This window comes from Actinomadura luzonensis (genome assembly GCF_022664455.2).
In the GTDB taxonomy this organism is placed as follows: Bacteria; Actinomycetota; Actinomycetes; order Streptosporangiales; family Streptosporangiaceae; genus Nonomuraea; species Nonomuraea luzonensis.
In genome coordinates this window covers 1990698-2015650 of record NZ_JAKRKC020000002.1, presented here as the reverse complement: position 1 = coordinate 2015650, position 24953 = coordinate 1990698, and the positions used below count along the sequence as shown (strand labels likewise).

The 24953-nt window shown below is 73.4% G+C and carries 23 protein-coding genes; 13 read left to right on the top strand and 10 right to left on the bottom strand.

Annotated features, from left to right (window positions below; genetic code table 11):
- Window positions 1-78 precede the first annotated feature (78 nt).
- The 4 genes from MF672_RS39820 to MF672_RS39805 all read right to left on the bottom strand — a co-directional run bounded on the left by MF672_RS39820 (window position 79) and on the right by MF672_RS39805 (window position 2815).
- Complete coding sequence (locus MF672_RS39820) at window positions 79-246, bottom strand: hypothetical protein (RefSeq protein WP_242377745.1); 168 nt, start codon at window positions 244-246, stop codon at window positions 79-81.
- Window positions 243-506 carry a hypothetical protein gene (locus MF672_RS39815; protein WP_242377747.1) on the bottom strand — a complete coding sequence of 88 codons (264 nt, stop codon included), beginning with the start codon at window positions 504-506 and terminating at the stop codon, window positions 243-245. The genes MF672_RS39820 and MF672_RS39815 overlap by 4 nt, the downstream gene beginning before the upstream one ends.
- 55 nt (window positions 507-561) lie before the next feature.
- Window positions 562-1338 (bottom strand): IS5 family transposase, encoded by a 777-nt coding sequence (locus MF672_RS39810; RefSeq protein ID WP_242377750.1) that lies wholly within the window; start codon window positions 1336-1338, stop codon window positions 562-564.
- Between the two features lie 805 nt (window positions 1339-2143).
- Window positions 2144-2815, bottom strand: a complete 672-nt coding sequence (locus MF672_RS39805; protein WP_242377755.1) for an MOSC domain-containing protein — start codon at window positions 2813-2815, stop codon at window positions 2144-2146.
- A gap of 169 nt (window positions 2816-2984) precedes the next feature.
- Between MF672_RS39805 and MF672_RS39800 the strand changes: the two genes are divergently transcribed.
- Genes MF672_RS39800 through MF672_RS51610 form a run of 3 tightly spaced genes read left to right on the top strand, consistent with a single transcriptional unit; the run spans window position 2985 to window position 5574 of the window.
- Entirely contained in the window at window positions 2985-3470 is a 486-nt protein-coding gene (locus tag MF672_RS39800) for a hypothetical protein (protein ID WP_242377760.1), read from the top strand.
- Window positions 3470-4720, top strand: coding sequence for a sensor histidine kinase (locus MF672_RS51615; protein WP_302893394.1), 1251 nt, complete (start codon window positions 3470-3472; stop codon window positions 4718-4720). Before MF672_RS39800 ends, MF672_RS51615 begins: the two co-directional genes overlap by 1 nt.
- Window positions 4717-5574 carry a response regulator transcription factor gene (locus MF672_RS51610; RefSeq protein ID WP_302893358.1) on the top strand — a complete coding sequence of 286 codons (858 nt, stop codon included), beginning with the start codon at window positions 4717-4719 and terminating at the stop codon, window positions 5572-5574. The genes MF672_RS51615 and MF672_RS51610 overlap by 4 nt, the downstream gene beginning before the upstream one ends.
- Here MF672_RS51610 and MF672_RS39780 read toward each other — a convergent pair.
- Window positions 5534-5857, bottom strand: coding sequence for a hypothetical protein (locus tag MF672_RS39780; protein ID WP_242377761.1), 324 nt, complete (start codon window positions 5855-5857; stop codon window positions 5534-5536). The two genes, MF672_RS51610 and MF672_RS39780, sit on opposite strands and share 41 nt — an antisense overlap.
- Window positions 5858-5956: 99 nt before the next feature.
- On the opposite strand from MF672_RS39780, the gene MF672_RS39775 reads away from it, so the two are divergent.
- Together MF672_RS39775 and MF672_RS39770 are read left to right on the top strand one after the other, a co-directional pair.
- Window positions 5957-6628: an ABC transporter ATP-binding protein gene (locus MF672_RS39775; protein WP_242377762.1), complete on the top strand. Its 672-nt coding sequence runs from the start codon at window positions 5957-5959 to the stop codon at window positions 6626-6628.
- Window positions 6629-6974: 346 nt separating this feature from the next.
- The gene (locus MF672_RS39770; RefSeq protein ID WP_242377763.1) at window positions 6975-8792 is read left to right on the top strand and encodes a DUF6297 family protein; all 1818 of its coding nucleotides are present in this window, start codon (window positions 6975-6977) and stop codon (window positions 8790-8792) included.
- A 100-nt stretch (window positions 8793-8892) separates the two neighbouring features.
- Here the strand turns inward: MF672_RS39770 and MF672_RS39765 are convergent, their stop codons facing one another.
- Window positions 8893-9384 (bottom strand): GNAT family N-acetyltransferase, encoded by a 492-nt coding sequence (locus MF672_RS39765; RefSeq protein ID WP_242377764.1) that lies wholly within the window; start codon window positions 9382-9384, stop codon window positions 8893-8895.
- A 58-nt stretch (window positions 9385-9442) separates the two neighbouring features.
- Between MF672_RS39765 and MF672_RS39760 the strand changes: the two genes are divergently transcribed.
- Window positions 9443-9739, top strand: coding sequence for a hypothetical protein (locus tag MF672_RS39760; protein WP_242377765.1), 297 nt, complete (start codon window positions 9443-9445; stop codon window positions 9737-9739).
- Window positions 9740-9910: 171 nt separating this feature from the next.
- Here MF672_RS39760 and lepA read toward each other — a convergent pair whose 3' ends face one another.
- Window positions 9911-11782, bottom strand: a complete 1872-nt coding sequence (lepA, locus tag MF672_RS39755) for a translation elongation factor 4 (protein WP_247815662.1) — start codon at window positions 11780-11782, stop codon at window positions 9911-9913.
- Between the two features lie 14 nt (window positions 11783-11796).
- Here lepA and MF672_RS39750 point away from each other — a divergent pair, with 14 nt between their 5' ends.
- The 6 genes from MF672_RS39750 (at window position 11797) to MF672_RS39725 (ending at window position 20634) form a co-directional block, all read left to right on the top strand.
- Complete coding sequence (locus tag MF672_RS39750) at window positions 11797-12795, top strand: glycoside hydrolase family 18 protein (RefSeq protein WP_242377769.1); 999 nt, start codon at window positions 11797-11799, stop codon at window positions 12793-12795.
- Between the two features lie 134 nt (window positions 12796-12929).
- On the top strand, window positions 12930-13199 hold the full coding sequence (rpsT, locus tag MF672_RS39745) for a 30S ribosomal protein S20 (RefSeq protein ID WP_173528861.1): 270 nt from the start codon (window positions 12930-12932) through the stop codon (window positions 13197-13199).
- Between the two features lie 176 nt (window positions 13200-13375).
- Window positions 13376-16423, top strand: coding sequence for an FtsX-like permease family protein (locus MF672_RS39740; protein ID WP_247815661.1), 3048 nt, complete (start codon window positions 13376-13378; stop codon window positions 16421-16423).
- Window positions 16420-19002 carry an FtsX-like permease family protein gene (locus MF672_RS39735; protein WP_247815660.1) on the top strand — a complete coding sequence of 861 codons (2583 nt, stop codon included), beginning with the start codon at window positions 16420-16422 and terminating at the stop codon, window positions 19000-19002. The genes MF672_RS39740 and MF672_RS39735 overlap by 4 nt, the downstream gene beginning before the upstream one ends.
- 17 nt (window positions 19003-19019) lie before the next feature.
- Entirely contained in the window at window positions 19020-19949 is a 930-nt protein-coding gene (locus MF672_RS39730) for an ABC transporter ATP-binding protein (protein ID WP_242381870.1), read from the top strand.
- Window positions 19939-20634: an ABC transporter ATP-binding protein gene (locus MF672_RS39725; RefSeq protein ID WP_242381869.1), complete on the top strand. Its 696-nt coding sequence runs from the start codon at window positions 19939-19941 to the stop codon at window positions 20632-20634. The genes MF672_RS39730 and MF672_RS39725 overlap by 11 nt, the downstream gene beginning before the upstream one ends.
- 99 nt (window positions 20635-20733) lie before the next feature.
- Here the strand turns inward: MF672_RS39725 and MF672_RS39720 are convergent, their stop codons facing one another.
- Together MF672_RS39720 and MF672_RS39715 are read right to left on the bottom strand one after the other, a co-directional pair.
- On the bottom strand, window positions 20734-21702 hold the full coding sequence (locus MF672_RS39720; RefSeq protein WP_302893357.1) for an RNA polymerase sigma-70 factor: 969 nt from the start codon (window positions 21700-21702) through the stop codon (window positions 20734-20736).
- A 155-nt stretch (window positions 21703-21857) separates the two neighbouring features.
- The gene (locus MF672_RS39715; protein ID WP_242381867.1) at window positions 21858-22769 is read right to left on the bottom strand and encodes an NAD-dependent epimerase/dehydratase family protein; all 912 of its coding nucleotides are present in this window, start codon (window positions 22767-22769) and stop codon (window positions 21858-21860) included.
- Between the two features lie 141 nt (window positions 22770-22910).
- Here MF672_RS39715 and MF672_RS39710 point away from each other — a divergent pair, with 141 nt between their 5' ends.
- Window positions 22911-23681: an SDR family NAD(P)-dependent oxidoreductase gene (locus MF672_RS39710; RefSeq protein WP_242381866.1), complete on the top strand. Its 771-nt coding sequence runs from the start codon at window positions 22911-22913 to the stop codon at window positions 23679-23681.
- 183 nt (window positions 23682-23864) lie between these two features.
- Here the strand turns inward: MF672_RS39710 and holA are convergent, their stop codons facing one another.
- A complete protein-coding gene (gene holA / locus MF672_RS39705) occupies window positions 23865-24836 on the bottom strand; it encodes a DNA polymerase III subunit delta (protein ID WP_242381865.1) in 972 nt (323 codons plus the stop codon).
- Window positions 24837-24953 lie beyond the last annotated feature (117 nt).

The window sequence follows — 24953 nt, the reverse complement described above, 5'->3', positions numbered from 1 at the left end:
AGAGGGCGGTTCGCGGGTTGATGTCCCTTTGATCGCTTGCTCTGCATGAGGAGGGCTGGTCACGGGCTCGTTGCCGGGTTACGGACGCGGCTGAGTGAACAGTCCCGGCTCTGTCTCCACGAGCATGCCGAGGGTGACCAGGCGTTGGAGTTTGGCGCGGGTGTTCTCGATGTTCTTACGCTCCTGGGGCAGGTCCAGGGCCAGGCAGAGGTCGCGCGCTCGGGTGGGCTGGCCGGTGCTGGTCATGAGGGTGAGAATGTGCTGGTAGGCGGGGTGATCGGGGAGCACGGGAGTCGGTGGCGGCACCGGTGCCGGATCGGCTCGGCGGCCAGGACGAGCAGGGTCTTGCGGGTGATCCGGAGATGATCGAGATCTTGGTCGAGGTCCCGTAGGTGGCCGGTCAACTCCTCGATCTGCTCTCGTATCTGTTCGATCTGGCTGGTCAGAGCCCTTTCGCGGGCGTCGATGCGGTCCAGCAGCCATGTGCCGGGGTCCGGTGTGCTCACGTCGAGCGCCAGGTAGGGGTGGAGGTGCCGGTCAGCCGGCGCGACATGATGTCGGTCATCGCCCAGTACACGCGCGATTCGGAGCTGGCCGGATCGTGTTCGTAGTCGCGTACCAGGCGGCGGTGCAGGGACATCGTGCCGTAGGTCTGCTCCACCACCCATCGCTTGGCTGAGGGACGAACCCGGCCTCGGCGGGGTTACGCTCGACGATCTGCACGTCGATGCCGCGGGTAGCGCCATGGGCCACCACGCTGCTCTTGAAGCCCTGATCGACCAGGGCGGTGCGGACGCTGCCCGGCGTGGTGGCGGCGGTGACCCGGTCCAGCAGCGCGTTGCCGATGGCGTTGTCGTGCATCGAGGCTGCCGCGACCACCACCGCGATGACCAGGCCCAGCACGTCGGTGGCCAGCTCACGCTTACGACCCGGTACCTTCTTGGCCGCGTCCCGACCGGTCGTGGACTTCGGGACGCCGGCCGCAGCGCGCACGCTCTGGGTGTCGAGCACCACCAGGCTCGGGTCGGCTAATCGCCCCGCCTTCTCCCGGACCTGAAACCGCAGCAGGTCATGGATGGCCTGGTCGGTGCCGTCCTTACGCCAGGCGGTGTAGTAGTACATGACCGCGCTGCGCGGCGGCAGGTCGTGGGGCAGCATGTTCCACTGGCAGCCAGTGCGGCTCTGGTACAGCAGCGCGTTAACGATCTCCCGCATCTCATATCTGCCCTGGTGACCGCTGACCGAGGGGTGCGCGGCCTTCCACGCCGTGATCACCGGCTCGATCAACGCCCACCGCTCATCGGATAAGTCCGTGGCGTAGGGCTTGCGTTCACTCACCTGGCCATCTCAACACGTCCACGCCCACCAGCTAGGCATAACGCTACAGATTCACTCAATCACACTACGACATCGAGGGCATTAGCCCACAGACCGCCCTCTGAGAAACGCGACCTTCCCTTCCTCCGATGGGCCGCCATCGCGAAACGCGACCCCCCCTCTCAATGGGCCGCCACCACCGAACGGGCCTTCTCCCTTGACGGGCGGCCCGTCGAACGCGAGCGTCCCTTTCGACGGGCGCCACCGCGCAACGCGCCCGCCCTTCCGACGAGCGCCACCGCGCAACGCGGCCGCCCTTCCGATGGGCCGCCACGGCCGGCCGTGCGGCCTTCTCACGACGAGCCGCCGGCGCCGACGTGACCTTCCTCGACGGACCGGCACCCTCAGTCCCGGCTTTCCCTCTCAACCCGGCTACGGCCTCCGGGCCGGGTCTCTTCCAGCGGCGGCAACCGCCGAGCGGGCTCGCGTCGGCACCTTCTCAACAAGGCCATCGACAGCGCCTCAGAGCCATGATCCACGTCCGAAGCCGCCACCGATCCGGGCCGCCCCATGACCGGCACCACTCCCCCAGTGACCGGTACCACGCCGGACCGTGCCGTCCCTGAACGACCACAGCCATCGCCGCCCTGGGCCACGTCACCCCACGACCCGAGCCACCAGCCGCCCCCGCGCCACCCCATCTACCACCCGAGCACGGCCACCCGAGCACCACCACCCGAGCACAATCACTCACCAACGGAGCTACCGTAGGCCCGAATCACCTCACCCACCGCCACCCGAGCCACCGCCGCCTCGGAGGTCGTCGTCACGCGGTCGGGGTCACCGCCTGCTCGTCCGTCCCGCTCGGTGGCCCGGCCACCAGCACCCTCTCCGCCATTTCGTCCCACCGGGCGTCGTGTCCCGGCACGGCCAGGATGCGACGCAACGCGTCCTCGTTCCCGTGCCGGGCCCGGAACCAGTCGGCCACCGTCACCCCTTGCTCGGGCCGCGCGACGATGGCGACCTCGTCCCCCGCCCCCAGCTCGCCGATTTCGATCACCCGCAGGTACGCGCCGGGCCGCGCCGCCTCCGTGAACCGCTTGACCCATCCCGGCTCGTCCATCCAGTTGCGGAACACCACGCACGGCACCCGGGGCCCGGTCACCTCCAGGACGGCACTGCCGATCCGCCACCGCTCGCCGATGAAGGCCCCGTTGACGTCGAGGCCGAGGGTGGTGAGGTTCTCGCCGAACCGGCCGTCGCGCAGCTCCCGGCCGAGCTGGTCCTCCCACCAGTCGTAGTCCTCGCGGGCGTAGGCGTACACGGCCTGCTCGAAGGAGCCGTGGTGCTTCTGGTCGGCCCGCTCGTCGCCGGACAGCCCGTTGACGCCGACCGGCACCCGGTGCTGGACCGGCCGCTTGTCGATCGCGGTCCGTCCCAGCTGTCCCGCCCACTCGGCCGCGACCGACCTGCCCATGTTCACGGAGAGAATGCGCACGTCTGCACGGTAACCGAGCGCCCTCCCGCCAAGCGACCCCTTAATCGCCGTCCCGCCGCCGCACCCTCGTACCCGTCGCCCGGGCGGCCTCTCCACCCCAGGGTGGAGATCCTGGACCTCAACCCTGGGTCCGATCCCCCGCGCTCCTGCCGTCCCTAACGTCGAGTCCGTGGAAATCCTTCAGATCCTTGTCCCGCTGCTGGTCATCGCCCTCTTCATCTACCGGCAGACGAAGACGTACCGGACCGACCGGCCCTCCGCCCTCTATGTCGCGGGCGCCATGATCGTGCTGAGTTTCGTCGCCGGCGGTCTCGTCGATCCCGCGCACCTCGCCCTCAGCCTGGCGTTGCTCGTCGCGGAGGTCGTCAGCGCGCTCGGGCTCGCCGCGTGGCGGGCGGCGACCGTCCGGGTGTGGCTGGACGGCGAGGGCACGGCCTGGACCAAGGCCACCGGCTGGACGCTGCTGGCCTGGCTGGTCTCGATCGCGGTCCGCGCCGGCCTGTACTTCGCCGGCGACTCCCTGGGCGTGACGGTGAGCACCGGCGGGCTCCTGCTCTTCGTCGGCCTGACCCTGGGCGCCCAGGCGTACCTGATCATCCGCCGGGGACGCCTGCTCACCGGCGCCACGGCCCGACCGGGTACCGTCGTGAGGTGATGCGCGCGCCCTCCGGGATCGCCCCTGTCGTGCTCCGCGTGGGGGCGATCGTGCTGCTCGTGGTCTCCCAGGCGCGAACGACCCCCGCCCCCGGGCTCTCCGGCCTGCCCCTGGCCGTGACCCTCCTGACCGCCACCCTGGTCCTCTCCCTGCTGGTCGCCCTTCTCGAACCCGCCTGGCACACCCACCGCGCCGCCCGCCACCGCCTGGCCACCCCCTCCGACCTTCCCCCGCTCCCGAATCCCGCGCCGCGTTCCCCGGCCCCTGGAGAGGCCGCCCGGGCCGGGGGTTCCGTCCCCGCTGAGAGTGCGGAGCGGGCGGTGTTCGGGGTGCCGGTGACGGTGATCGCGCTCGGGGTCGCGGTCGTCTCCGCCGCCGCGCTCAACGCCGTGACCCGGAGCAGCACGGCGGCCGTCATCGGGTTGTTCCTCTGCGTGATCACGGCGGTGACCCGCCACCCGCTGAAGCACTCGCTGCCGGTCGGTGTGCTCGCCGTGACGGGCCTGCTCGTCGCCGACCTGCTCGCCGGCGCCTTCCCGCACGACCTCACCCTCGTCCTCACCGTCTGCCTGATCTTCTTCGTCTCGTACGCCGCCAAGCAGCGCTCCGCCACCAGGGCCGCCGAGGCGCGTGAGGCCGTGCTCGCCGAGCGCGCGAGGATCGCCAGGGAGATCCACGACATCCTCGCCCACTCCCTGTCGGCCCAGCTCGTCCACCTGGAGGGCGCCAAGCTGCTGCTGCGCGCCGAGCGCACCGACGAGGCCCTCGACCGGGTCACCCGCGCCCGCGACCTGGCCAGGACGGGCCTGGAGGAGGCCAGGCGGGCGGTCGCGGCATTGCGCGAGGACCCACCCGCGCTGCCGGCGGCCCTCCGGGCCCTCGCCGAGGAGTTCGAGAGCGCCGCGCACCAGCCGTGCACGCTGCGCGTCGCGGGGCCGGAGCGCCGCCTCGCGCCGCAGACGGAGCTCGCGCTGCTCCGCACCGCCCAGGAGGCGCTCACGAACGTCCGCCGCCACGCGCCCGGCTGCCCCGTCACGGTCGAGCTCACCTTCGGCCCGTCGTGGTGCGACCTCCGCGTCACGAACCCCGTCCCCGCCGAGAAGGGGCCGCCGGGCGGCGGGTACGGTCTGATGGGCATGCGCGAGCGCGCCGAGCTGCTGGGCGGCGCCCTGTCGGCGGAGGAGTGGGACGGCGGCTTCCACGTGAGTCTGAAGGTGCCCGCAGCACGGGCCGGCGAGGTGGGCGGGTGACGAGAGTGGTCGTGGCGGACGACCAGGCCGTCGTGCGCGAGGGGCTGGTGCTGCTGCTCGGGCTGCTGCCCGGCATCGAGGTGGTCGGGTCGGCGGCCGACGGCGAGGCGGCGCTGCGCCTGGTCGAGCGGGAACGGCCGGACGTCGTGCTCATGGACCTGCGGATGCCGCGCATGGACGGTGTGGAGGCGACCCGCAGCATCCGGGCCGCGTACCCGGGCACGCAGGTCGTGGTGCTCACCACCTACTCCGACGACGAGTCGGTCTTCGCGGCGCTGCGGGCGGGCGCGCGCGGCTATCTGACGAAGGACGCCGACTCCGACGAGATCGCCAGGGCGATCGCGACCGTGGTGCGGGGGGACGCGCAGCTCGACCCGACCGTGCAACGCCGCCTCCTGGACGCCATGCCGCCCTCCGCCACCGCCCCCAGCCCTCCGCTCCCGCCCGCTGACGAGCGTCCTTCTCGCCGTCGCCACGATCCCGCTCCCGCTTCCGCCGACCCAGGGAATCTCGCCGCTGGGCCCCGGGCGGCCGAGGCCGCCGGTGGGGCGGACGTCGAGCCGGACCAGGAGCGGGCCGACCGGGCGCGCGAAGGGGAGCGCGGCGGTGAGCAGGACCGCGGGCCCGGCCCGGAGAGCGGTGCGGGGCTGCCCGACGGGTTGACCCGGCGCGAGGGCGAGGTGCTGCGGCTCATCGCGGACGGCCTGTCGAACGCCGAGATCGCCGCCCGCCTCTACATCAGCGAGGCGACCGTCAAGACGCACATCAACAACCTGTTCGCCAAGGCGCGCCTGCGGGACCGCGCCCAGGCCGTCACGTACGCGTATCGACATGGCCTCGCCCGCCCGAGTTGAGCTGCGACTCGTCGTCGAACCCGGCGAGCTGTAACAACGTCTCCAGCGCGGCCTGCCGGGTCTCCTCCACCGAGCCGCCCCGTTCGCCGAAGCACTCGGCCGCCACGTCGAGCAGCGCCGTGACGACCGCCGCGTCGGGATAGGGCACGTCCACGAGCACGGTGCCGTCGGCCCCCTCCTCGGACGCCGTCGCGTCCAGGTGGCGGCTCAGCAGCCGTCTCGTCTCCTCCGCCACGGCGACCCCCAGCACCGCGGCCCGCTCGAAACGCTCAGAAGCAATCACGTCACCCTCCAGTCGCACAAGTGTTCGGAGACAACAGACGGTAGACGACGGCACCGACAAAAACGCGCCGGGCGCGGGGACGTGGCTAGGCTTCCAGCCGTGCGTGCCAGTGACAGCAACCTCAGCGACCCCAGCGGCGGCAGCGACGGCAGCGTCATCGAGGTCGAGGACCTCACGGTCGAGCTGGGCGGCAACCCCGTGTTGCGCGGGCTCGGCCTGACCGTCGCCCGCGGCGAGATCGTGGCGGTGGTCGGGCCGAACGGATGCGGCAAGTCCACGTTGCTCCGCTGCCTGGCCGGGCTGCAGCCGGCCTCGGGCGGTGAGGTGCGGGTGTTCGGCGGGCCGCCGGTGGACGACGCGGCCTTCTGGCGGCGGGTCGCGCTGCTCGGCGACGAACCCGCCTGGTACCCGGGGCTCACGGCGCGCGAGCACCTGGAGCTGATGGCGGCCGTGCACCCGCGGCCCCGGATGGACGTAGAGCTGGCGTTGGAGGTGTTCGCGCTGGTGGAACGGGGTGACGCGGCACCGCTCAACCTGTCCACCGGGCAGCGTCAGCGCCTGTCGCTGGCCGCGACGCTGCTGAGGCCGAGCGCCTTGCTGCTGCTGGACGAGCCGGAACGCGGGCTGGACGCCGGCTTCCGGCGACGCCTCGCGGAGTTGCTGGAGGCGTACCGGGAGGAGGGCGGCACGGTGGTCATGGCCACGCACGACGAGGGCCTGGCCGCGCACGGCCGCCAGGTCTCGCCGACATCGGCGGGGGTCACCGCATGAACGCCTCCGCCGCTGTGGCTGTGGGAGGCGTCACCGGCCACGACGGGCGTCACGGACGCGCTCAGGAGCGACGGCACCGACCGGAGGCGTTGATGGGCGGCAGCGACGGCGCGGGCGGGAGTGACGGGTGAGCGGACGGAACGGCGGGCCGGACGAGGCGGTGAGCCGGGTGGAGACAGGCGAGGCCGGGGCCGAGGGCAGGGCCGGACTTGGGGCCGGGGCCGAGGACAGGGCCGGGGTCGGGGTGCCGATCGGGGGCGGGGTCGGGGTGCCGATCGGGGGCGGGGTCGGGGTCGGGAGTGTGCGGGGGGTTCGGGGGTTTTTGCGGGAGCGGAGCCGGGCGCGGGTGACCTCCCTGGATCGGTATGTCACTGGTTTCTGCCTGCTGATGTTCGCCGCCGTCGCCGGGCAGCCGGTCTCGGAGCTGGTGACCGGGCTGGCGGCGCACGCTGACCCGGGACGGATGGGGGCGGGGGCGGCGCTGCTCGCGCTCGGGCTGGCCGGGTTCCTGGCCGCCGCGCGGGCCGCGGGGCCGGTGCTCGTGTCGGGGCCGGACGCGTCCTGGCTGCTGCTGTCGCCGCTCGACCGCCGGCAGGTGCTCGGGCGTACCGTGCGGGCGCTGCTGATGGTCGCCGTGGCCGCCGGGCTGGTGCTCGGGCTGGGGCTGCTGGCCGTGCTGGGCGCGCCCGACCAGCTCGTGTGGCGGCTGCTCGGCGCGTTGGCGGCCGGGGTGGCGGCGAGCGTGGGGGCGATGGCGCTGGCGGTGTTGTCCCGGGTCTCCCAGTCGTGGCAGGCGTGCCTGACGGTGGCGGTGGTCGCGCTGCTCGTGCTGGCCGTGGCGGCGGTCGCCGGGCAGGCCCGTACGGTGCTCGCCGTCGCCGCGGGCGCTCCCCTGGGGGCGATGGCGGCAGCGGCGGCGGGCGCGGTGGCGGCGGCGGCGCTGCTGGCCGGACGGGCGTGGGCGGCGTTGGGCAGGGTACCGGCCCGCGAGGTCGTCGCCGCCTCGACCAGGGGCGGGCACGTGGCGAGCGCCGCCATGGGGGTCGATCCCGGGACGTTCACCTGGATCGCCGAGGACAACCACTGGCGGGCCAGGAAGCTGCGGTCGCGGAGGTGGCCGTCGATGCCCGCGCCCCTCGCGCTCGCTTGGCAGGACTGGCGGCGACTGGCCCGGCGGCCGGGACGGCTGGCGTTCACGCTGGCCACCGCCGTGCTGCCGGCCGTCCTCGCGGGGGCGGGCGCGGCGCCCGGGCCGCTGGCGGTGGCGGTGCTTGGGGGCGGGCTGGCGGTGGCGGCGTCCGCGGCGACCGGCGCGCGGCGCGACGCCGACAACCCGGCCCTCGCCCGGCTCATCGGCGTCGGCCACCGGCCGGCGCTGGCCGCTCGCGCGCTCCTGCCCGCCCTGCTCAGCGCCGTCTGGACGACCGCGGCGCTGGTGGCCCTGACGACCCTGCCCACCCCTGCGGGCGCGGCGGGCCAGACGATCGGCAGCCCGGCGGCCCAGACGACCAGCAGCCCGGCAGTTGGTCGGACGACCGGCAGCTCGGGGGGCCAGATGATCGGCAGTTCCGCAGCTGGTCGGACGATCGGCAGCCCGGCGGTCGCGGCGAGTTCGGCCATGAGCGGCACCACGGGTTCCGCGGATCCAGGCGTGGGCGGCCCCGTGGGTGCCGCCCGTCCGGGCGTGGGTGGCCTCGGGCGTGACGCCGGTCCCGGCGTGGGTGGCCTCGGGCGTGCCGCCGGTCCCGCCGTGAGCGGCCCCGGGGGTGCCGCCGGTCCGGGCAGCGGTCGTGTTGTGGGTGGTCTCGTGGATGGCGTCGGTTCGGGCGTCGGCGGTGCTTCCGTGTCTGGTCTGTGGTGGTTGTTCGGGGTGGCGGTGGCGCCGGCGCTGGCGGCCGGGGCGTTGCGGATGGCGCGGAGGCGGCCGGTCGACCATTCGTTGCCCGTCATCGAGACCGGGGCGGGGGCCGTTCCGCTCGGGCCGGTGCTCTGGGCGGTCGCCGGTGTGGATCTGGCGCTGGCCGGGTGCCTGCCGGCGCTCCTCGCGCTGACGTCGGCGCCCTCGCATCCGGCCGGCTACCTGGTGGCGCAGGCGGTGCTGGGTGCCGGGGTGCTCGCGGCCTACGTCCTGCGGGCCGGGAAGAAGGCCGGCCAGGGGCTTTAGGAGGGCGGCCGGGGCGGCGGGCGGGGCGGCGTGACAAGCGGCGTCGCAGGCGGCCGGGACCACCCGGAGCCGGTCAAGCGGCCGGGGCCGCCCGGGGCGGTCAGGCGACGTAGACGTAGCTCGGGACGCCGCCGTACGGGATCGCCCGGTCCCGCCGCATGCCCGCCCGTTCCGCGACCCGCAGCGACGGCGCGTTGACGTCCCTGATGACCGCCACGACGGTCCCGAGCCGTTTGCCGACGTGCAGGGCCGCCTGCGCCAGTTCCACGGCGTACCCGTGGCCCCAGGCCGACGGACGGAATCGGTAGTACAGGTTGAGGACCTCGGCGCCGTCCACCACCGCGTGCCGCAGGCCGCCGAAGCCGAGCACGTCCGGCTGCCCCAAGGGGCGGGCCGCCCAGTAGCCGAGCCCGCGCTCGTCCCAGTCGGCCAGCCACAGGTCCAGCATCGCCCGGCTGGACTCCAGGTCCGGGGAGGGGCCGGCGGGGTTGTACATGCTCGTACGCGGGTCCGCGTGAAGCTCGTGCACGGCCGGCAGGTCGTCGGCCGTGACGCGAGACAGCAGCATCCGCGCCGTTTGCACCACTTCCATGCTTTCAGCGTATCCCCTACCATGGAACGGCAATCGCTACCGATCGAAGGGCGATACGATGGACGTCCCGAGGATCCAGAGCGCGCTGCGGACCCTCGCGCGCGGCCTGGAGGAGCTGGCGGGGGCGCTCGGCGACGAGCAGGAGGCCGGCGAGGACGAGCGCACGGCGCGGGTCATCCGCGAGTGGGGCCGGCGCGGCCTCACGCAGAAGGAGGCGTCCGCGCTGTTCCAGCGGCACGGCTTCGCCCCGCAGACGACGGGCGGGTGGGCGCGCGGCGAGTGGGTGGAGCTCGGCGACGACGGCCTGCGCTACCTCACCCCGAAGTCGCACGCCTGGCTGGAGGAGCGGTCATGACGGCGGCCACGCCTACTGGGAGTGCCCGCGTGCCGCCGGCGTACGTGACGTGCGGGTTCGAGTGAGGCGAGGGGCGCACGTCACGGATCGGGCAGGAGTTCAGGAAGGCGGCGGGCGCTCGCCCGCCGGCCGGCGCTGCTGAACCTCTGAGCGCCGCAGACCCCTGAGGCGCTACTTCTTCGGCTTGTCGGAGCTGGACTCGGTGGACAGCGCGGCGACGAAGGCCTCCTGCGGCACCTCGACGCGCCCGACCATCTTCATCCGCTTCTTGCCTTCCTTCTGCTTCTCCAGCAGCTTGCGCTTACGCGAGATGTCGCCGCCGTAACACTTGGCGAGGACGTCCTTGCGGATGGCCCGGATGTTCTCGCGGGCGATGACCCGCGCGCCGATCGCGGCCTGGATGGGCACCTCGAACTGCTGCCGCGGGATCAGCTCGCGCAGCTTCTTGGCCATGTCGACGCCGTAGGTGTACGCCTTGTCCTTGTGCACGATGGCGCTGAAGGCGTCGACCGGCTCGCCCTGGAGCAGGATGTCGACCTTGACGAGGTCGGCCTCCTGCTCGCCGGCCGGCTCGTAGTCGAGCGAGGCGTAGCCGCGGGTGCGCGACTTGAGCTGGTCGAAGAAGTCGAAGATGATCTCGCCGAGCGGCAGCGTGTAGCGGATCTCGACGCGGTCCTCGGACAGGTAGTCCATGCCGAGGAGCTGGCCGCGCCGCCCCTGGCAGATCTCCATGATCGCGCCGATGAACTCGGACGGCGCGAGGATCGTGGACTTGGTGACCGGCTCGAACACCGTCGCGATCTTGCCGCCGGCCGGGAACTCCGACGGGTTGGTGACGGTGAACTCCTTGCCGTCCTCCATGACGACCCGGTAGATCACGTTGGGCGCGGTGGAGATGAGCGACAGGCCGAACTCGCGCTCCAGCCGCTCGCGCACGATCTCCATGTGCAGCAGGCCGAGGAAGCCGACGCGGAAGCCGAAGCCGAGCGCGGCGGAGGTCTCGGGCTCGTAGACCAGCGCGGCGTCGTTGAGCTGGAGCTTGTCGAGGGCCTCGCGCAGCTCGGGGTACTCGTCGCCGTCGATCGGGTAGAGGCCGGAGAACACCATCGGCTTGGGGTGCTCGTAGCCGGCCAGCATCTCGCCGGCGGGCTTGGCGGCGGAGGTGACGGTGTCGCCGACCCGCGACTGGCGGACGTCCTTCACGCCGGTGATGAGGTAGCCCACCTCGCCGACGCCGAGACCGAGGTCGGCGGGCTTGGGCTCGGGTGAGATGACGCCGATCTCCAGCGTCTCGTGGGTGGCGCTGGTGGACATCATGAGGATGCGCTCGCGCTTGCTCAGGTGGCCGTCGATGACCCGGACGTAGGTGACCACGCCCCGGTAGGTGTCGTAGACGGAGTCGAAGATGAGCGCGCGGGCGGCGGCGTCGGCCCGGCCCACGGGCGCGGGGATGGTCTCGACCACGTGGTCGAGCAGCTCGCGCACGCCCTCGCCGGTCTTGCCGGAGACCTTCAGCACGTCGGACGGGTCGCAGCCGATGAGCCCGGCCAGCTCCTCGGCGAACTTCTCCGGCTGCGCGGCGGGCAGGTCGATCTTGTTGAGCACCGGGATGATCTGCAGGTCGGCGTTCATGGCCAGGTAGAGGTTGGCCAGGGTCTGCGCCTCGATGCCCTGGGCGGCGTCGACCAGCAGGATCGCGCCCTCGCACGCCTGCAGCGACCGGGAGACCTCGTAGGTGAAGTCGACGTGGCCCGGCGTGTCGATCATGTTGAGCACGTGGCCGTTCCACGGCAGGCGGACCGCCTGCGACTTGATCGTGATGCCGCGCTCGCGCTCGATGTCCATCCGGTCGAGGTATTGGGCGCGCATGGAGCGGTCGTCGACCACGCCGGTGATCTGCAGCATCCGGTCGGCAAGGGTCGACTTGCCATGGTCGATGTGCGCGATGATGCAGAAGTTGCGGATCAACGCGGGGTCGGTCTGGCCAGGCTGAGTGCGCACCGAAGTCCGTTTCGACAGGGTTGAGGGCGAGCAGTCTTTCATGGTGACATGCCCGGGTGATTGCCCGAACCGTCATCCGCCGCGGCCTGCGCCTGCTCGCGCTGGCCTCGGCCGTCGTGGTGGCGCTGGCCGCCCTGCTGGCCGCCGCGCTCCGCCTCCAGTTTACCGGTGCCCCGGCGGCCTGGGCGAAGAGCACGGGCAACGACGCCCTGTGGCTCGGCCACATGTGGGTGGACGGCCGCCGCGCCGAGGCCGACGTCGAGCGGCTGGCGCAGCGGCTGCGCGCCACCGGGGTCAAGGACGTGTACGTCCACTCCGGTCCTTTCGAATGGGACGGCCGGTTGGACCCCGCCAAATACCCCAACGCCCGAAATTTTGTTCAATGGATGCATAAATATCTGCCGGGCGTCCGCGTCTCCGCCTGGCTCGGCCAGGCCGTGAAGAACGGCCTCGACCTCGACGACCCGAAGTCCCGCGGCAACGTCCTGGCCGGCGTCGCCGCGATCATGAAGCAGGGCTACGACGGCATCCACTACAATTTCGAGCCCGTCGGCGACGACGACACCGACTTCCTCGACCTCCTCGACCACACCCGCCCGCTCACCGGCCTGCTGTCCACCTCGGTCCCCCAGATCGAGCCGTACCCGGGCCTGCGGCTGGCCGCCCGCGGCCTGCTCGGCCACGACAAGTACTGGTCGCGCGGCTACTTCCGGCAGGTCGTCGCGCGCGTGGACCAGGTCGCCGTCATGACCTACGACTCCGGCACGCCCGCCCGGTCCCTGTACGGCGGCTACGCGGCCCGCCAGGCGGAGCTGGCCCTCGACCTGGTCCCGCCGGACAAGCACCTGCTCATCGGCGCGCCCGCCTACCACGACCACGGCCTGCCCTGGCTGGACGCGGCCGAGAGCGTCGCCATGGCCGCCGAAGGCGCCCGGCTGGCCCTGTCCGACCACGGCCGCCGCGAGCGCTTCGGCCTCGCCCTGTACGTCGACTTCGCCGCCACGGAGGAGGACTGGCGCGAGTACATGACCCGCTGGATGGCCGTACACTCATGAAAGCCCATGCACCCAGGCTGTTGATTTGAGGAGCCGCCTGGGTTATTGGTAACCTGTTCAACTGCGTGTGTGGCGCGCCCTCTCTCGAGCCCGCGCGCCCCATCCATCACCCAGACTTTCACCGAGGCTTCTTCGTGGCGAACATCAAGTCCCAGATCAAGCGCAACAAGCAGAACGAGAAGGCTCGTCTGCGCAACAAGGCGGTCAAGTCCTCTCTGAAGACCGCCGTCCGCAAGTTCCGCGAGGCCGCCGAGTCGGGCGACGTGGAGCAGGCCGTCGCGGCTCAGCGGGTGGCCGCCCGCCAGCTCGACAAGGCCGTCAGCAAGGGCGTCATCCACAAGAACCAGGCCGCCAACCGCAAGTCGGCGATCGCCAAGCAGGCCGCCGCTCTCGCCGCCAAGTGACGTAGCGAGGCAGGACGAACGCCGCTCCCTTAGGGGGCGGCGTTCTTGTTCTATCGATGGTTTTGTCACGGTTTCGATATCACATGCCCGTATCGTCTCCGTCACCGTTCCCTAGATCACCTTGCTTGCCCTCCGCCCTCTCCCCGAAGGTTCACTAAACGGGTGAAGGGGGACGGATGCGGGGGCCGTTGGTCGTCAAGAGGGCGTTCAGCGAGCCGCTGCTCCTGCTGGCCGCGTTCGGGGCGATCCTGCTGGCCACCACCACGCTGGTCGCGCTGACCATGTACGCCTCCTCCATCGCCGACGCGGGCGTGCGCCGGGCGATGGAGACCGCCTCCTTCCGGCAGACCGCCGCCGTCGTCAGCACCCCCGTCACCGCCGAGACCTTCCCCCGCTACGACCGGGCCGTCCGCGACGAGCTCACCCGCGCCTACGGCACCGCACCCGCGTTCACCACCAGCTTCCGCTCCGACTCCTACGTCATGCCGGGCCAGGACGGCGAGCCGCAGCCGGAGCTGCTGAGGTTCGGCAGCCACGACGGGCTCGACCGGCACGCCAGGCTCGTCTCGGGAAGCTGGCCGCGCCCCGGCCCCGGCCCGGTCGAGGCGGCGCTCTCGCTCCCCGCGGCCTCGGCGGCGGGGCTGGAGGTCGGCCGCGAGTTCACCACCAAGGGCCGCCTGGACCCGCGCCCGGTCACCGTGCGCGTCGTCGGCGTCTTCCAGCTCGACGACCCCGCCGGCGAGCGATGGGCGAACGAGCAGCTGCTCAGCAGGGGCGTCGAGCGCGGCGAGTTCACCACGTACGGCCCGCTCATGATCCCCCGCGAGACCTTCCTCGCCCGCTTCGCCACCAGCGTCAACGCCACCTGGACCGCCGAGCCCGACCTCAGCGCCCTCACGCCCGAACGGCTGCGCCCGCTGGCCGGCGCGCTCGCCGGGGTCGGCGACCGCCTCAAGGAGGGCGGCTGCGCGACCTGCTCGGCGACCGGCCGGCTGCCCGAGATCCTCACCCAGCTCGACACCGCGTCCCTGGTGGCGCGCTCCACCATGCTGATCCCGGTGCTCCAGCTCCTGCTGCTGGCCGCGTACGCGCTGATGCTGACCGCCCGGCTGCTGGCCGAGCACCGCCGCATGGAGGTCGCGCTGCTGCGCTCGCGCGGCGCGGGCACCGGCCGCCTCGCGGCGCTGGCCGGAGGCGAGGCGCTGCTGGTGGCGCTGCCCTGCGCGGTGGTCGCGCCGTTCCTCGGGCCGCCGCTGCTGACGCTGGTCAGCGCGCTGCCGTGGATCAGGTCGGCGGGGGTGCGGCTGACGCCGTCCGCCGATCTCGGGACGTTCCTGGTGTCGTTCGCGGTGGCGCTGGCCGCGGCCGGGCTGCTGGCGCTGCCGGCGCTGGCGGGGGCGCGGCGCACGTACGTGGAGGAGCAGGCGGCGCGCGGGCGCGGCGGGCGCGGGCTGGTCGAGCGGGCGGGCGCGGACCTCGCGCTGCTCGTGGTGGCCGGCCTCGCGATCTGGCAGCTGCGCCGCTACGGCGCGCCGGTCACCGTCACGGCCGGCGGCGGGCTCGGCATCGACCCGCTCATCATCTCCGGGCCCGCGCTGGCCCTGCTCACCGGCGGCATGCTCGGGCTGCGGCTGGTGCCGCGGGTGTCCCGGCTGGCCGCGCGGATCACCTCGCGGCGGCGCTCGCTGGCGCCCGCGCTCGGCGCCTGGCAGGTGAGCCGCCGGCCGCTCACGTACGCGGGCCCGGCGCTGCTGCTCACCATGGCGATCGCGATCGGCGTGGTCTCCATGGCCACCGCGGCCACCTGGCGGGCCTCGCAGCTCGACCAGGCCCGCCACCAGGCCGGGGCCGACCTGCGGCTGTCCGGGCCGCCGGACGGGCCGGAGCTGGGGGCGCTCGGGCGCGGCACGGCGTTCACCGCTTTGCCCGGCGTGACCGCCTTCTCCCCCGCCTTCCGCGGGCAGAGCGACGTCAGCGGCGCGAGCGCGCTGCTGCTCGGCCTGGACGCGGCCCGCCTCGGCGAGCTGTTCCACCTGCGCCCCGACCTGTCGGACCGGCCGGTCGCCGAGCTGTCCAGGGCGCTCGCCGGAGCCCGCCCCGGCGGGCTGGAGCTGCCTGGCGAGCCGGTCACGCTGAGCGTGCGGGCCGAGGCGGACGCCGCGCTGCCGGCCCGGCTGGTGCTGTCGGACGCGCTCGGCGTGTGGCGGGACCTGCCGCTCGGCACGCTGCGGCCCGGGGACAACCGGGTGGATCTCGACCTGCGCGAGCTGGCCGGGCGCACCGGGAAGATCACCTACCCGCTGACGCTGCGCGGCGTGATCGCGGGCGCGTCCCGCGAGGCCGCCTCCCTCAAGGTGACCGGGGTGAGCGCCGGCGGCCGCGAGGTGCCCGGCGCCACGGCGTCGATCGGCGCGGGCGACCGGCCGGCCGGCGCGGCCTTCGGGACGGCCGCCGCGCCGGGGCCGCTGCCCGTCGTGCTCACCGCCGACCTCGCCGCCGCCCTCAAGCTGTCCCCCGGACAGACCGGCCCGGCCAGCATCGACCGGCGGGTGCTCCAGGTCACCGTGGTGGGCGTGGTGGACAGCATGCCGACGGCCGCCGCCGGGCAGCAGGCGCTGCTGGCCGACTGGGGGACGCTGCAGGCGTACGAGCTGGCCGGGGCGCAGCCGCCCAGGCCGGCGACCGAGTGGTGGCTCGCCGCCGCCGACCCCGCGCCCGCCCGCGCCGCGCTCCGCGAGCGGCCCGCCTGGGACGTCACCGTCGTCGACGAGCGCGAGCTGGCGGCGGCGCTCCAGGACGACCCCCTGGCCAGCGGCCTGCAGGGCGCGCTGATGCTGGGCTTCGGCGCGGCGCTGGTGTTCGCCGCGCTCGGCTTCCTGGTGAACGCGGCCGTCGCGGCGCGGGAGCGCAGGGCCGAGTTCGCGGTGCTGCGGGCGCTCGGCACCGGCTCGCGGCAGCTGTTCGGGCTGCTGGCGGTGGAGCAGGCGTTCGTCGTCGGGCTCTCGCTGGCGGCCGGGACCGGGCTCGCCGTGGCCGTCGCGGCGTTGGTCGTGCCGCACATCGTGCTGACCGGGCAGGCCTCGGCCGTCACGCCCGGCGTGCTGCTGGAGATCCCGTGGGGGGCCACGGCGCTGATGCTGGCGGCGGTGGCCGCGGTGCTGTTCGCGATCGTCGCCGGGCTGGCGCGGCGCCTGCGGCGCGGGCAGATCTTGGAGGACCGGTGAGGATCGCGCTGCTGGCCCGGGCGCACGCGGGCACGCTGGCCGTGCTGTTCGCGCTGAGCGCGCTCGCCTGCCTGCTGGTGTCGGGGCTGCCCCGCGCCACGCAAGGGGCCTACGACCGGGCGCTGCGGGAGGCGCTGAGCGCGGCGCCCGCCGTACAGGCCGACCTGACCGTGGCCGGCGAGTCCCGCTCGCCCCGTGAGGACCTGCGCGACCCGGCCGCCTTCGCCGAACGCGAGCGGCGCCTGCGGCCGCTGCTGCCCGCCGCGCTGCGTCCCCTGGTCGCCGCCGGGCACATGAGCGCCAAGACCAGCCGCACGCCGGTCACCGGGACGGGCGGGCAGACCTACGTCAACCTCGGCTGGTTGTCCGACGCCGGCCGGCGGGTGGAGTGGGTCGCCGGCCGCGCGCCCGGCGCGCCGTCCACCACGCGCTTCCGCGGGCAGACGATCCCGCTGTTCGAGGTGGGCGTCGTCGAGGAGGCCGTGCGGCAGATGGACCTGCGCGTCGGCCAGACCAGGACGCTCGGCGAGAGCGACTTCGCCGCCGTCCGCGTCGTCGGCGTCTTCCGCGCCAAGGACCCGTCCGACCGCGCCTGGGGCCACGACCAGGACCTCCTGCACGTCACCAAGCTGCAGCCGCCCGGCGAGCTGGACTTCGAGTTCCACACCACCACGCTCATCTCCGACGCCGGCCTCGCCGCGCTGAGCGGCGAGGCCCGCAACCTGACCTACCGCTGGGTGCTGCCGGTGAACGCGCGGGCGGCGAGCGCGATGAGCGTGTCCGAGGTCGAGGCGGGGGTCGCCGAGCTCGGCCGCCTGCTCACCCTCCAGGCCACCAGCGCGGGCCCCTACCGGCTGGAGACCGGCCTGCCCAAGCTGCTCGGCGACTTCGCCGCGGCTCTCACCACCGCCCAGACCGTCATGTACCTGGTGCTCGCCGGGCTGCTCGCGGTCGCGCTCGGCGTGATCGTGCTCGGCGTGCGGCTGCTGACCGACCGCCTGGACCAGGCGCTGGCGCTGGCCCGGGCGCGCGGCGGGTCGCTGCGGCAGGTCGCCGGGACGGGCGCGGCGCTGACCGCGGTCGCGGTCGGGCCGGCCGTGCTCGCCGGGTGGGCGCTGGCCGGCCTCGTGCCGGGACCGGCGCTCCCGGTGGCGCACCTCGGGCCGGCGTTCGTGCTGGTGGCGGGGGTGGGGTTCGCGGCGGCGCGGACGGCGCTCGCGCACCGCGCGCCGCTGCACGAGCGGCGCGGCGACGGCGCCGCCGCCCGGCCGTCGGCGCGGCGGATCACGGTCGAGGTGCTGGTCGTGGTGCTCGCGCTGGCGGGGGCGTACCTGCTGCGGCAGCGCGGGCTGTCGGCGGCGGCGGGGCTGGACCCGTTCCTGCTGCTGGTGCCGATCGCGCTGACGCTGGCGGCGGCGCTGGTCACGGCGCGCTGCTACCCGTACCCGCTGCGGCTGCTCGTGCGGGTGGCCGCGCGCGGCCGGGCCGCCGTGCCGTTCCTGGGGCTGACGCGGGCCGCGCGGGCCCGGGCGGCCGGCGGGCTGCCGGTGCTGATCCTGCTGCCGGCGCTGGCCGTGTCGGTGTTCGCGGCGGTGATCGCGGACGGCATCGACGGGACGCAGCGGCTCGCGTCCTGGCAGCAGGTGGGCGCGCCCATCAGGATCACCTCGCCGATCGAGATCCCGGCCGCCACGATCGACCGGATCCGCGCGACCCCGGGCGTCGAGCAGGTGGTGACCGCCCAGACCGGGCGGGTGCAGCTCGGCTACGCCAGCGAGAGCGCCGAAGCCCTGGCCGTGGACGTCGCGCAGTGGCGGCGGCTGCTCGACGGGGCGCCCGTCGCCCTGCCCGAGCCGCCCCGCGGCGGGTCCGCGCTGGTCTCGCCCGAGCTGCGCGGGCGGGGGACGCTCGACGTCGGGTGGCAGTCGCGGGTCAAGGTCCGCGTCCAGGGCGTGGCCGAGTCGGTGCCCGGGTTCGCCCGCGGCGGGAAGTTCCTCGTGCTGCCGATGACCGTGCTGACCCGGCCCGCCGTCAACACGCTCCTGGTCAAGGGCGACGTCGCGCCGGAGGCGCTGGCGCGGCTGGTCCCGTCCGGCGCGGTCGAGTCCCAGGAGCGGGCCCTTGCCGCCATCCGCGACGACCCGCTGACCGGCGCGGTGCGCACGACCCTCGCCGTGGTGACCGCAGCGCTCGCGTTCTACGCCCTGGTGGCGGTGGTCCTGTCGCTGGTCGTGGGGGCCGCCGACCGGGCGCGTACCGTGTCGTTCCTGCGCACGCTCGGCCTGTCGGACCGGCAGGCGCGGCGGCTGACCATGCTGGAGGTGCTGCCGATGGTGCTGGTGACGGCCGCGGCCGGGCTCGCGCTGGGGCTGGGCCTGCCGGCCGCGCTCGGGCCCGGCATCGACCTGTCCGCCTATGCCGGGGACCTGCCCGTCGGCGGGTACGACCCCGGCCTGCTCACGCCCGCGGCGCTGGCCGCCGGGCTGGCCATGGTCGCGGTGCTCGGCGCGTACGCGCACACCGCGCTCAACCGGCGGCGCGGCCTGGGCGACGCGCTGCGCGCGGGAGACCTGTCATGACTGCCGGAGGAACCTCCATGAATCCCACTCTGTCCGAGCTGGAGGCCGAGGCCGCGCGCGGGAAGGCGGCCTTCGGCGGCGACGCGCACATCGTCTGCGACAACCTCGTCCGCATCTACAAGACCGAGGGCGTCGAGGTCGTCGCGCTGCAGGGCCTGGACCTCGTGATCGAGGAGGGCGAGCTGGTCGCCGTCGTCGGCGCCTCGGGGTCGGGCAAGTCGACGCTGCTCAACGTGCTGTCCGGGCTGGACGTGCCGACCGCCGGGGTGGCCCGGGTGGCGGGCATGGACCTGCTGTCCATGACGCCGAAGGACCGGCTGCGCTACCGGCGCTCGGTGGTCGGGTTCATCTGGCAGCAGACGGCGCGCAACCTGCTGCCGTACCTGAACGCGCGCGAGAACGTCGAGCTGCCGATGAAGCTGGCCGGCATGCCGCGCGGGGACCGCGGGCGGGCCATGGACCTGCTGGAGCTGCTGGGCGTGGCCTCCTGCGCAGACCGCAAGATTCCCGAGATGTCGGGCGGCGAGCAGCAGCGCGTCGCCATCGCCGTCGCTCTGGCCAACTCCCCGCAGCTCATCCTGGCCGACGAGCCCACCGGCGAGCTGGACAGCGAGACCTCGGAACAGGTCTTCGAGGCCCTGCGCACCGCCAACCGGCAGCTCGGCGTCACCGTCGTCATCGTCACCCACGACCCGCTGGTCGCCTCCCAGGTGGACCGCACGATCGGCATCCGCGACGGGCGTACCAGCAGCGAGACGCTGCGCCGCGAGGGCGCGGAGGGGGAGATCGTCGCCGAGGAGTACGCCGTGCTCGACCGCGTGGGCCGGCTGCAGCTCCCCCGCGACTTCATGAACGCGCTGAACATGGAACGCCGGGTGCGGCTGGAGCTGGAGCCCGACCACATCGGCGTGTGGCCCGCCCGGGAGGAGCCCGACGATGAGCGATGAGCCCTTGGTCCTGGTGGAGGGCCTGCGCAAGGTGTACCGCAGCGGGCCCAAGGAGGTGGTGGCGCTGCGGGAGGTGTCCTTCGCCGTCCGCCCCGGCGAGCTGGTCGCCGTACGCGGCCGGTCCGGGTCCGGCAAGACCACCCTGCTCAACCAGATCGGCGGCCTCGACCGGCCGGACGCGGGCCGGGTGCTGGTCTCCGGCCAGGACGTCACGGCGATGTCCGAGGAGGCGCTGCTGGAGCTGCGCCGCGACGTGATCGGCTTCGTGTTCCAGTCGTTCGGCCTGATCCCGGTGCTGTCGGCGGCCGAGAACGTCGGGGTGCCGATGCGGCTGGTACGGATGCCGGCCGACGAGCGCGAGGCCCGCGTGCGCATGTTGCTCGCCCTGGTGGGGCTGGAGCAGCACGCCAACCAGCGGCCGTTCGAGCTGTCCGGCGGCCAGCGGCAGCGGGTGGCGATCGCCCGCTCCCTGGCCAACCGGCCGCGGCTGCTGGTCGCCGACGAGCCGACCGGGCAGCTCGACTCGCAGACCGGGCGGCAGATCATGGAGCTGCTGCGGGCGCTGGTGCGCAGCGAGGGCGTGACGGCCCTGGTCGCCACGCACGACCCCAGCCTGATCACGCTCGCCGACCGCGTCCTGGAGATCAGGGACGGCATCGTCCACGAGACCGCCCCCACCACCTGACCACCCACCGCCCGACCGCCCGGCCGTCTGACCCGCCACCGCCCGCCCGGGCCGGGCCCGCCCTCCTCCGGTGGGGCTCGCCGTCTTCGACGGGCGGGCTCAGGGCTCCGAGCGGCGGGCCTGGTTCGCCTCGCGGACGACCCGCCAGGCGTCCGCGACCGGGCCGAGATGCCGCAGCTTGTCCGGGTTGATCACCGAACGGATCATCTGGATCTGCCCGTCCAGGATGTCGAGCGACAGCGTGTTGACGACCTTGCCGTCCCGATCGCGGAAGATCGCGCCCGGCTGGCCGTTCACCTCGTGCGGCTGCACCGTGCCGCCGATGCGGACGAACGGCCCGGCGATCGAGGCCAGCAGCCGGGCGACGTTCGCCGCGCCGACGATGCCCGCACCCCACAGCGGGGCCTTGCCGCCGCTGTCGCCGACCATCTGCACGTCGGCGGCCAGCAGCTCACGCAGCCCGGCCACATCCCCTTCGCGGAAGGCGTCGAAGAAGCGACCGGCCAGCTCCTCGCGTTCCCGGCGGTCGGCCGCGAAACGGGCCCGCCCCGCGTCCATGTGGCGACGGGCCCGCACCGCGAGCTGGCGGCAGGCCGCCTCCGAACGTCCCACCGCGGCGGCGACCTCACCGAAGCCGAACCCGAACACCTCGCGCAGCACGAACACCGCCCGCTCCAGCGGGCTGAGCCGTTCCAGCAGCAGCAGAGCCGCCATCGACACCGAGTCGGCCAGCTCCGCCGAGCGCTCCGGGTCCTCGTACGGGTCGGCCAGCAGCGGCTCGGGGAACCACTGCCCCGCGTACTCCTCCCGCCGCACCCGCGCCGAGCGCAGCACGTCGATCGCGATCCTGGACACGATGGCGGACAGGTACGCCTTGACCGAGGCGGGACGGACCGGGGAAGCCTCGTAACGCAGCCAGGTCTCCTGGACGGCGTCCTCGGCCTCGGCGACGCTGCCGAGGATGCGGTAGGCGATGGAGAACAACATGGGCCGCAACTCCTCGAACTCCCCACCCCGCCCGGCACCCCCTCCCCCGAACTCTCCGACCCGCTCCCCAGACTCCTGCATGATGCCGCGTCCCTCCGCCTTACCGGACTCCTGCGCCCTGCCCGGCTCCTCGACCCGCGCCAAACCGCCCCCCTCCCCACTCCCACTCGACTCCTCATCCCTCCCCATGCCGCGAATCCCTCCGAACCCATCGAGTCCCCCGCAACCTTCCCCCTTCACGCCAGCTCCTCCTTGAAGCCCTCGCGCCAGGAGGGATGGCGCGGCTCCCAGCCCAGCTCCCGCTTGGCCTTGGCGTTGGAGAAGGCGCGCCCCTCGGTCATCATCGCCACCGCCGCCGCCCCTGCCAGCGGACGGGCCAGCCACACGGGGATCCGCAACGGCGGCCTGGCCCCGGCGCACGCCGCCAGATGGGGCAGCCACTCACGGGCCGGGGCAGGATCGTCGTCCACGATGTTGAACACGCCTCTCGCCCCGCGCTCCACGGCGAGGACGGTGGCGTCGGCCGCGTCGTCGAGGTGCACCCACGAGCTGTGCCCCGCGCCGTTCCCGACCACCGGGTACTGCCGCTTGCGTACCAGCTCGACCTGGTCGTCGGTGGCGCCCGGCCCGTAGAACGCGCCGTAACGCAGGACCGCGCCCCCGGCCGCGATCACGACCTCTTCCAGGTGGCGGAGGGCCGCCGCGCCCTCGCCGGTGCTCGTCGGGTCCAGCGGGTCCTCCTCGGTCTTCACCCAGCCGCCTTCGCGGATGCCGTTCCAGGAGGCGTAGCCCTGTGCCACGAAGTGGGGGACGCCGGTCGCCGCGGCGGCGGCCAGCAGGTGGTCGGTCCCTTCGGTGCGCAGCCGGTTGGTGGTGGCGAACCAGCGGTCGAAGTGCTTGATGTCCGGCTTTCCGGAGATCGCGGTCATCTGGTGAACGATGACGTCCGGGCGGGCGCGGGCCACCGCCTCGCCAACCGACGTCGCGTCCAGGCCGTCCATCACGGCCGCCTCCGCGCCCAGCTCCTCCAGCAGCCCGCGCCGGGCCGCGCTCCTCGTCGTCGCCGTCACCTGGTGACCGCGCGCCACGAGACGCGGCACCAGCCGCCGTCCCAGCACCCCGGTCCCGCCCGCCACGAACACCCGCATGCCTCATCACCCTCCAGGACGTCAGCGCCTTCTCTTCCGGGACGAGACGACCCGGTCGTTCTGTGACATCGACCCATGTCACAAAACGACGCCCCCGTCTCGTCCCGGAAGAGAAGCAACATCTCTGACAGGAGCCGGACAATGCACCACCCCTTGGAGAAGCAGCAGGTCGTCGCGCTGATCACCGGAGCGAACAAGGGCATCGGCCGCGCGGTCGCCGATCAGCTCGCCGCGCTCGGCATGACCGTCCTGATCGGCGCCCGGGACACGGACCGCGGCGCGGCGGCCGCGGCAGAGGTGCGCGCTGCGGGCGGCGACGCGCACGCGGTCACCCTGGACGTCACCGTCCCGGCCACCGCCCGCGAGGCAGCGCGCTGGATCGAGGAGCGCTTCGGCCACCTCGACGTGCTGGTGAACAACGCCGGCATCACCGGCTCCGGGCAGGTCCGGCCCGAGGACGCCCGCGATCAGCTCCCGAGCACCGTGGACGTGGACATGGTCCGGGCGGTGTTCGAGACCAACGTCCTCGGCGTGATCACGGTGACCAACGCCATGCTCCCGCTGCTGCGCCGCTCCCCCGCGCCGCGCATCGTCAACGTCAGCAGCACCGCCGGCTCGCTGACCGTCAACAGCCTCCCGGACGGCCCGCTGGCCGCCCTGCCGGCGTCGGCCGCGTACTCGCCGTCCAAGACCGCGCTCAACGCCCTGACCGTGCAGTACGCCAACGAACTACGCAAGGACGGCATCCTGGTGAACGCCGCCGACCCGGGCTTCGTCGACACGGACATCAACGCCCACAGCGGATTCCTCACCACCGACCAGGGCGCCGCGAGCGTGGTACGCCTCGCCACCCTCCCCCCGGACGGACCGACCGGCGGCTTCTTCAACGAAAGCGGCCCCGTCCCCTGGTAACGCCCCCTGATCAAACGACCGGCCCGCCCCCACAGACGGGGACGGGCCCCCACCACACGACGCCCCATCCCCTGCCCGCAGCCCCACCTGCCGCCCATGCGACCTGCAAATAACCGACGACCTACCTGCCTGCACCGCCCCCGAACGACGACCTACCTGCCTGCACCGCCCCCGAACGACGACCTACCTGCCTGTGCGGCTCGCCACGATGACCTGCACCGTATGCTCCAGCGCGTACGCCGGATCCGCCCCCCCGCCCTTCACCTGCTCATCCGCATCGGCCACTGCCTGAATGGCCTTCGACAATCCATCCGGCCCCCACCCGCTGAGCTGCCGCTTCACCCGATCCACCTTCCAGGGCGGCATGCCGAGATGCCCGGCCAACTGCCCGCCCCGCACGTTACGCGGCGCACCGGCGACCTTGGCCAGCGAACGCAGCCCTCCCGCGAGCGCGCTCACCAGCAGCACCGGCGCCACCCCGGTGCCCAGCGCCCACCGCAACTGCTCCAGCGCCTCGGCCAGCCGCCCTTCGATGGCCGAGTCCGCCACGTTGAACCCGCTGACCTCAGCGCGTCCCTTGTGGTAGCGGGCCACGGAGGCCGGGCTGATCGTCTGGTCGTCGGTGTCGAACACCAACTGGTTGCAGGCGGCGGCCAGCTCCCGCAGGTCGTTGCCCACCGCGTCGAGGAGGGCCTGCGCCGCGTCCGGCGAGATGCCGCGGCCGACCCGCTTGAACTCCCCCTTGATGAAGTCGAGCCGTTCCCCCGCCTTGGTGACCTTGTTTATCGTGATCACCGCCGCCTTGGCCTTCTTGACCCCGTCGACCAGCGCCTTGCCCTTCACCCCGCCCGGGTGCGCCAGCACGAGCACGGTGTCCTCGGACGGCTGCTTGGCATAGGTCAGGATCTCGGCGATCACGTCCTTGTTCAGATCCTGGGCCGACCGGATCACCACCACCGACCGGTCGCCGAACAACGACGGCGAGGTGAGCTGATTCAGCTCGCCGGTCGTCACCTTGCCACCGACAAGATCATGCACCTCGACGGCCGGATCGACGGCCCGCGCCGCCGCGACCACGCCACTCACCGCCCGCTCGGCCAGCAGTTCCTCATCGCCGAGGACCAAGGTCACAGGTGCTGGATCGGTTCCCGCCATGCCTGGCAGCATGCCATGCCCCACCGACAACGTGGTACTCAACGCCCTCACCCCCTCACCACAGCCCACATGCCCCGCCCTATCGGACGGCCAAGACGCCAAGGACCATTCCTGCCG

Coding starts and splice junctions, on each gene's coding strand:
- MF672_RS39820 (WP_242377745.1), bottom strand. CDS start 246: ATGACCAGCACCGGCCAGCCCACCCGAGCGCGCGACCTCTGCCTGGCC.
- MF672_RS51615 (WP_302893394.1), top strand. CDS start 3,470: ATGCGCGCGCCCTCCGGGATCGCCCCTGTCGTGCTCCGCGTGGGGGCG.
- MF672_RS39765 (WP_242377764.1), bottom strand. CDS start 9,384: ATGGAAGTGGTGCAAACGGCGCGGATGCTGCTGTCTCGCGTCACGGCC.
- MF672_RS39760 (WP_242377765.1), top strand. CDS start 9,443: ATGGACGTCCCGAGGATCCAGAGCGCGCTGCGGACCCTCGCGCGCGGC.
- lepA (WP_247815662.1), bottom strand. CDS start 11,782: ATGAAAGACTGCTCGCCCTCAACCCTGTCGAAACGGACTTCGGTGCGC.
- MF672_RS39740 (WP_247815661.1), top strand. CDS start 13,376: ATGCGGGGGCCGTTGGTCGTCAAGAGGGCGTTCAGCGAGCCGCTGCTC.
- MF672_RS39730 (WP_242381870.1), top strand. CDS start 19,020: ATGAATCCCACTCTGTCCGAGCTGGAGGCCGAGGCCGCGCGCGGGAAG.
- MF672_RS39725 (WP_242381869.1), top strand. CDS start 19,939: ATGAGCGATGAGCCCTTGGTCCTGGTGGAGGGCCTGCGCAAGGTGTAC.
- MF672_RS39720 (WP_302893357.1), bottom strand. CDS start 21,702: ATGCAGGAGTCTGGGGAGCGGGTCGGAGAGTTCGGGGGAGGGGGTGCC.
- MF672_RS39715 (WP_242381867.1), bottom strand. CDS start 22,769: ATGCGGGTGTTCGTGGCGGGCGGGACCGGGGTGCTGGGACGGCGGCTG.
- MF672_RS39710 (WP_242381866.1), top strand. CDS start 22,911: ATGCACCACCCCTTGGAGAAGCAGCAGGTCGTCGCGCTGATCACCGGA.
- holA (WP_242381865.1), bottom strand. CDS start 24,836: ATGGCGGGAACCGATCCAGCACCTGTGACCTTGGTCCTCGGCGATGAG.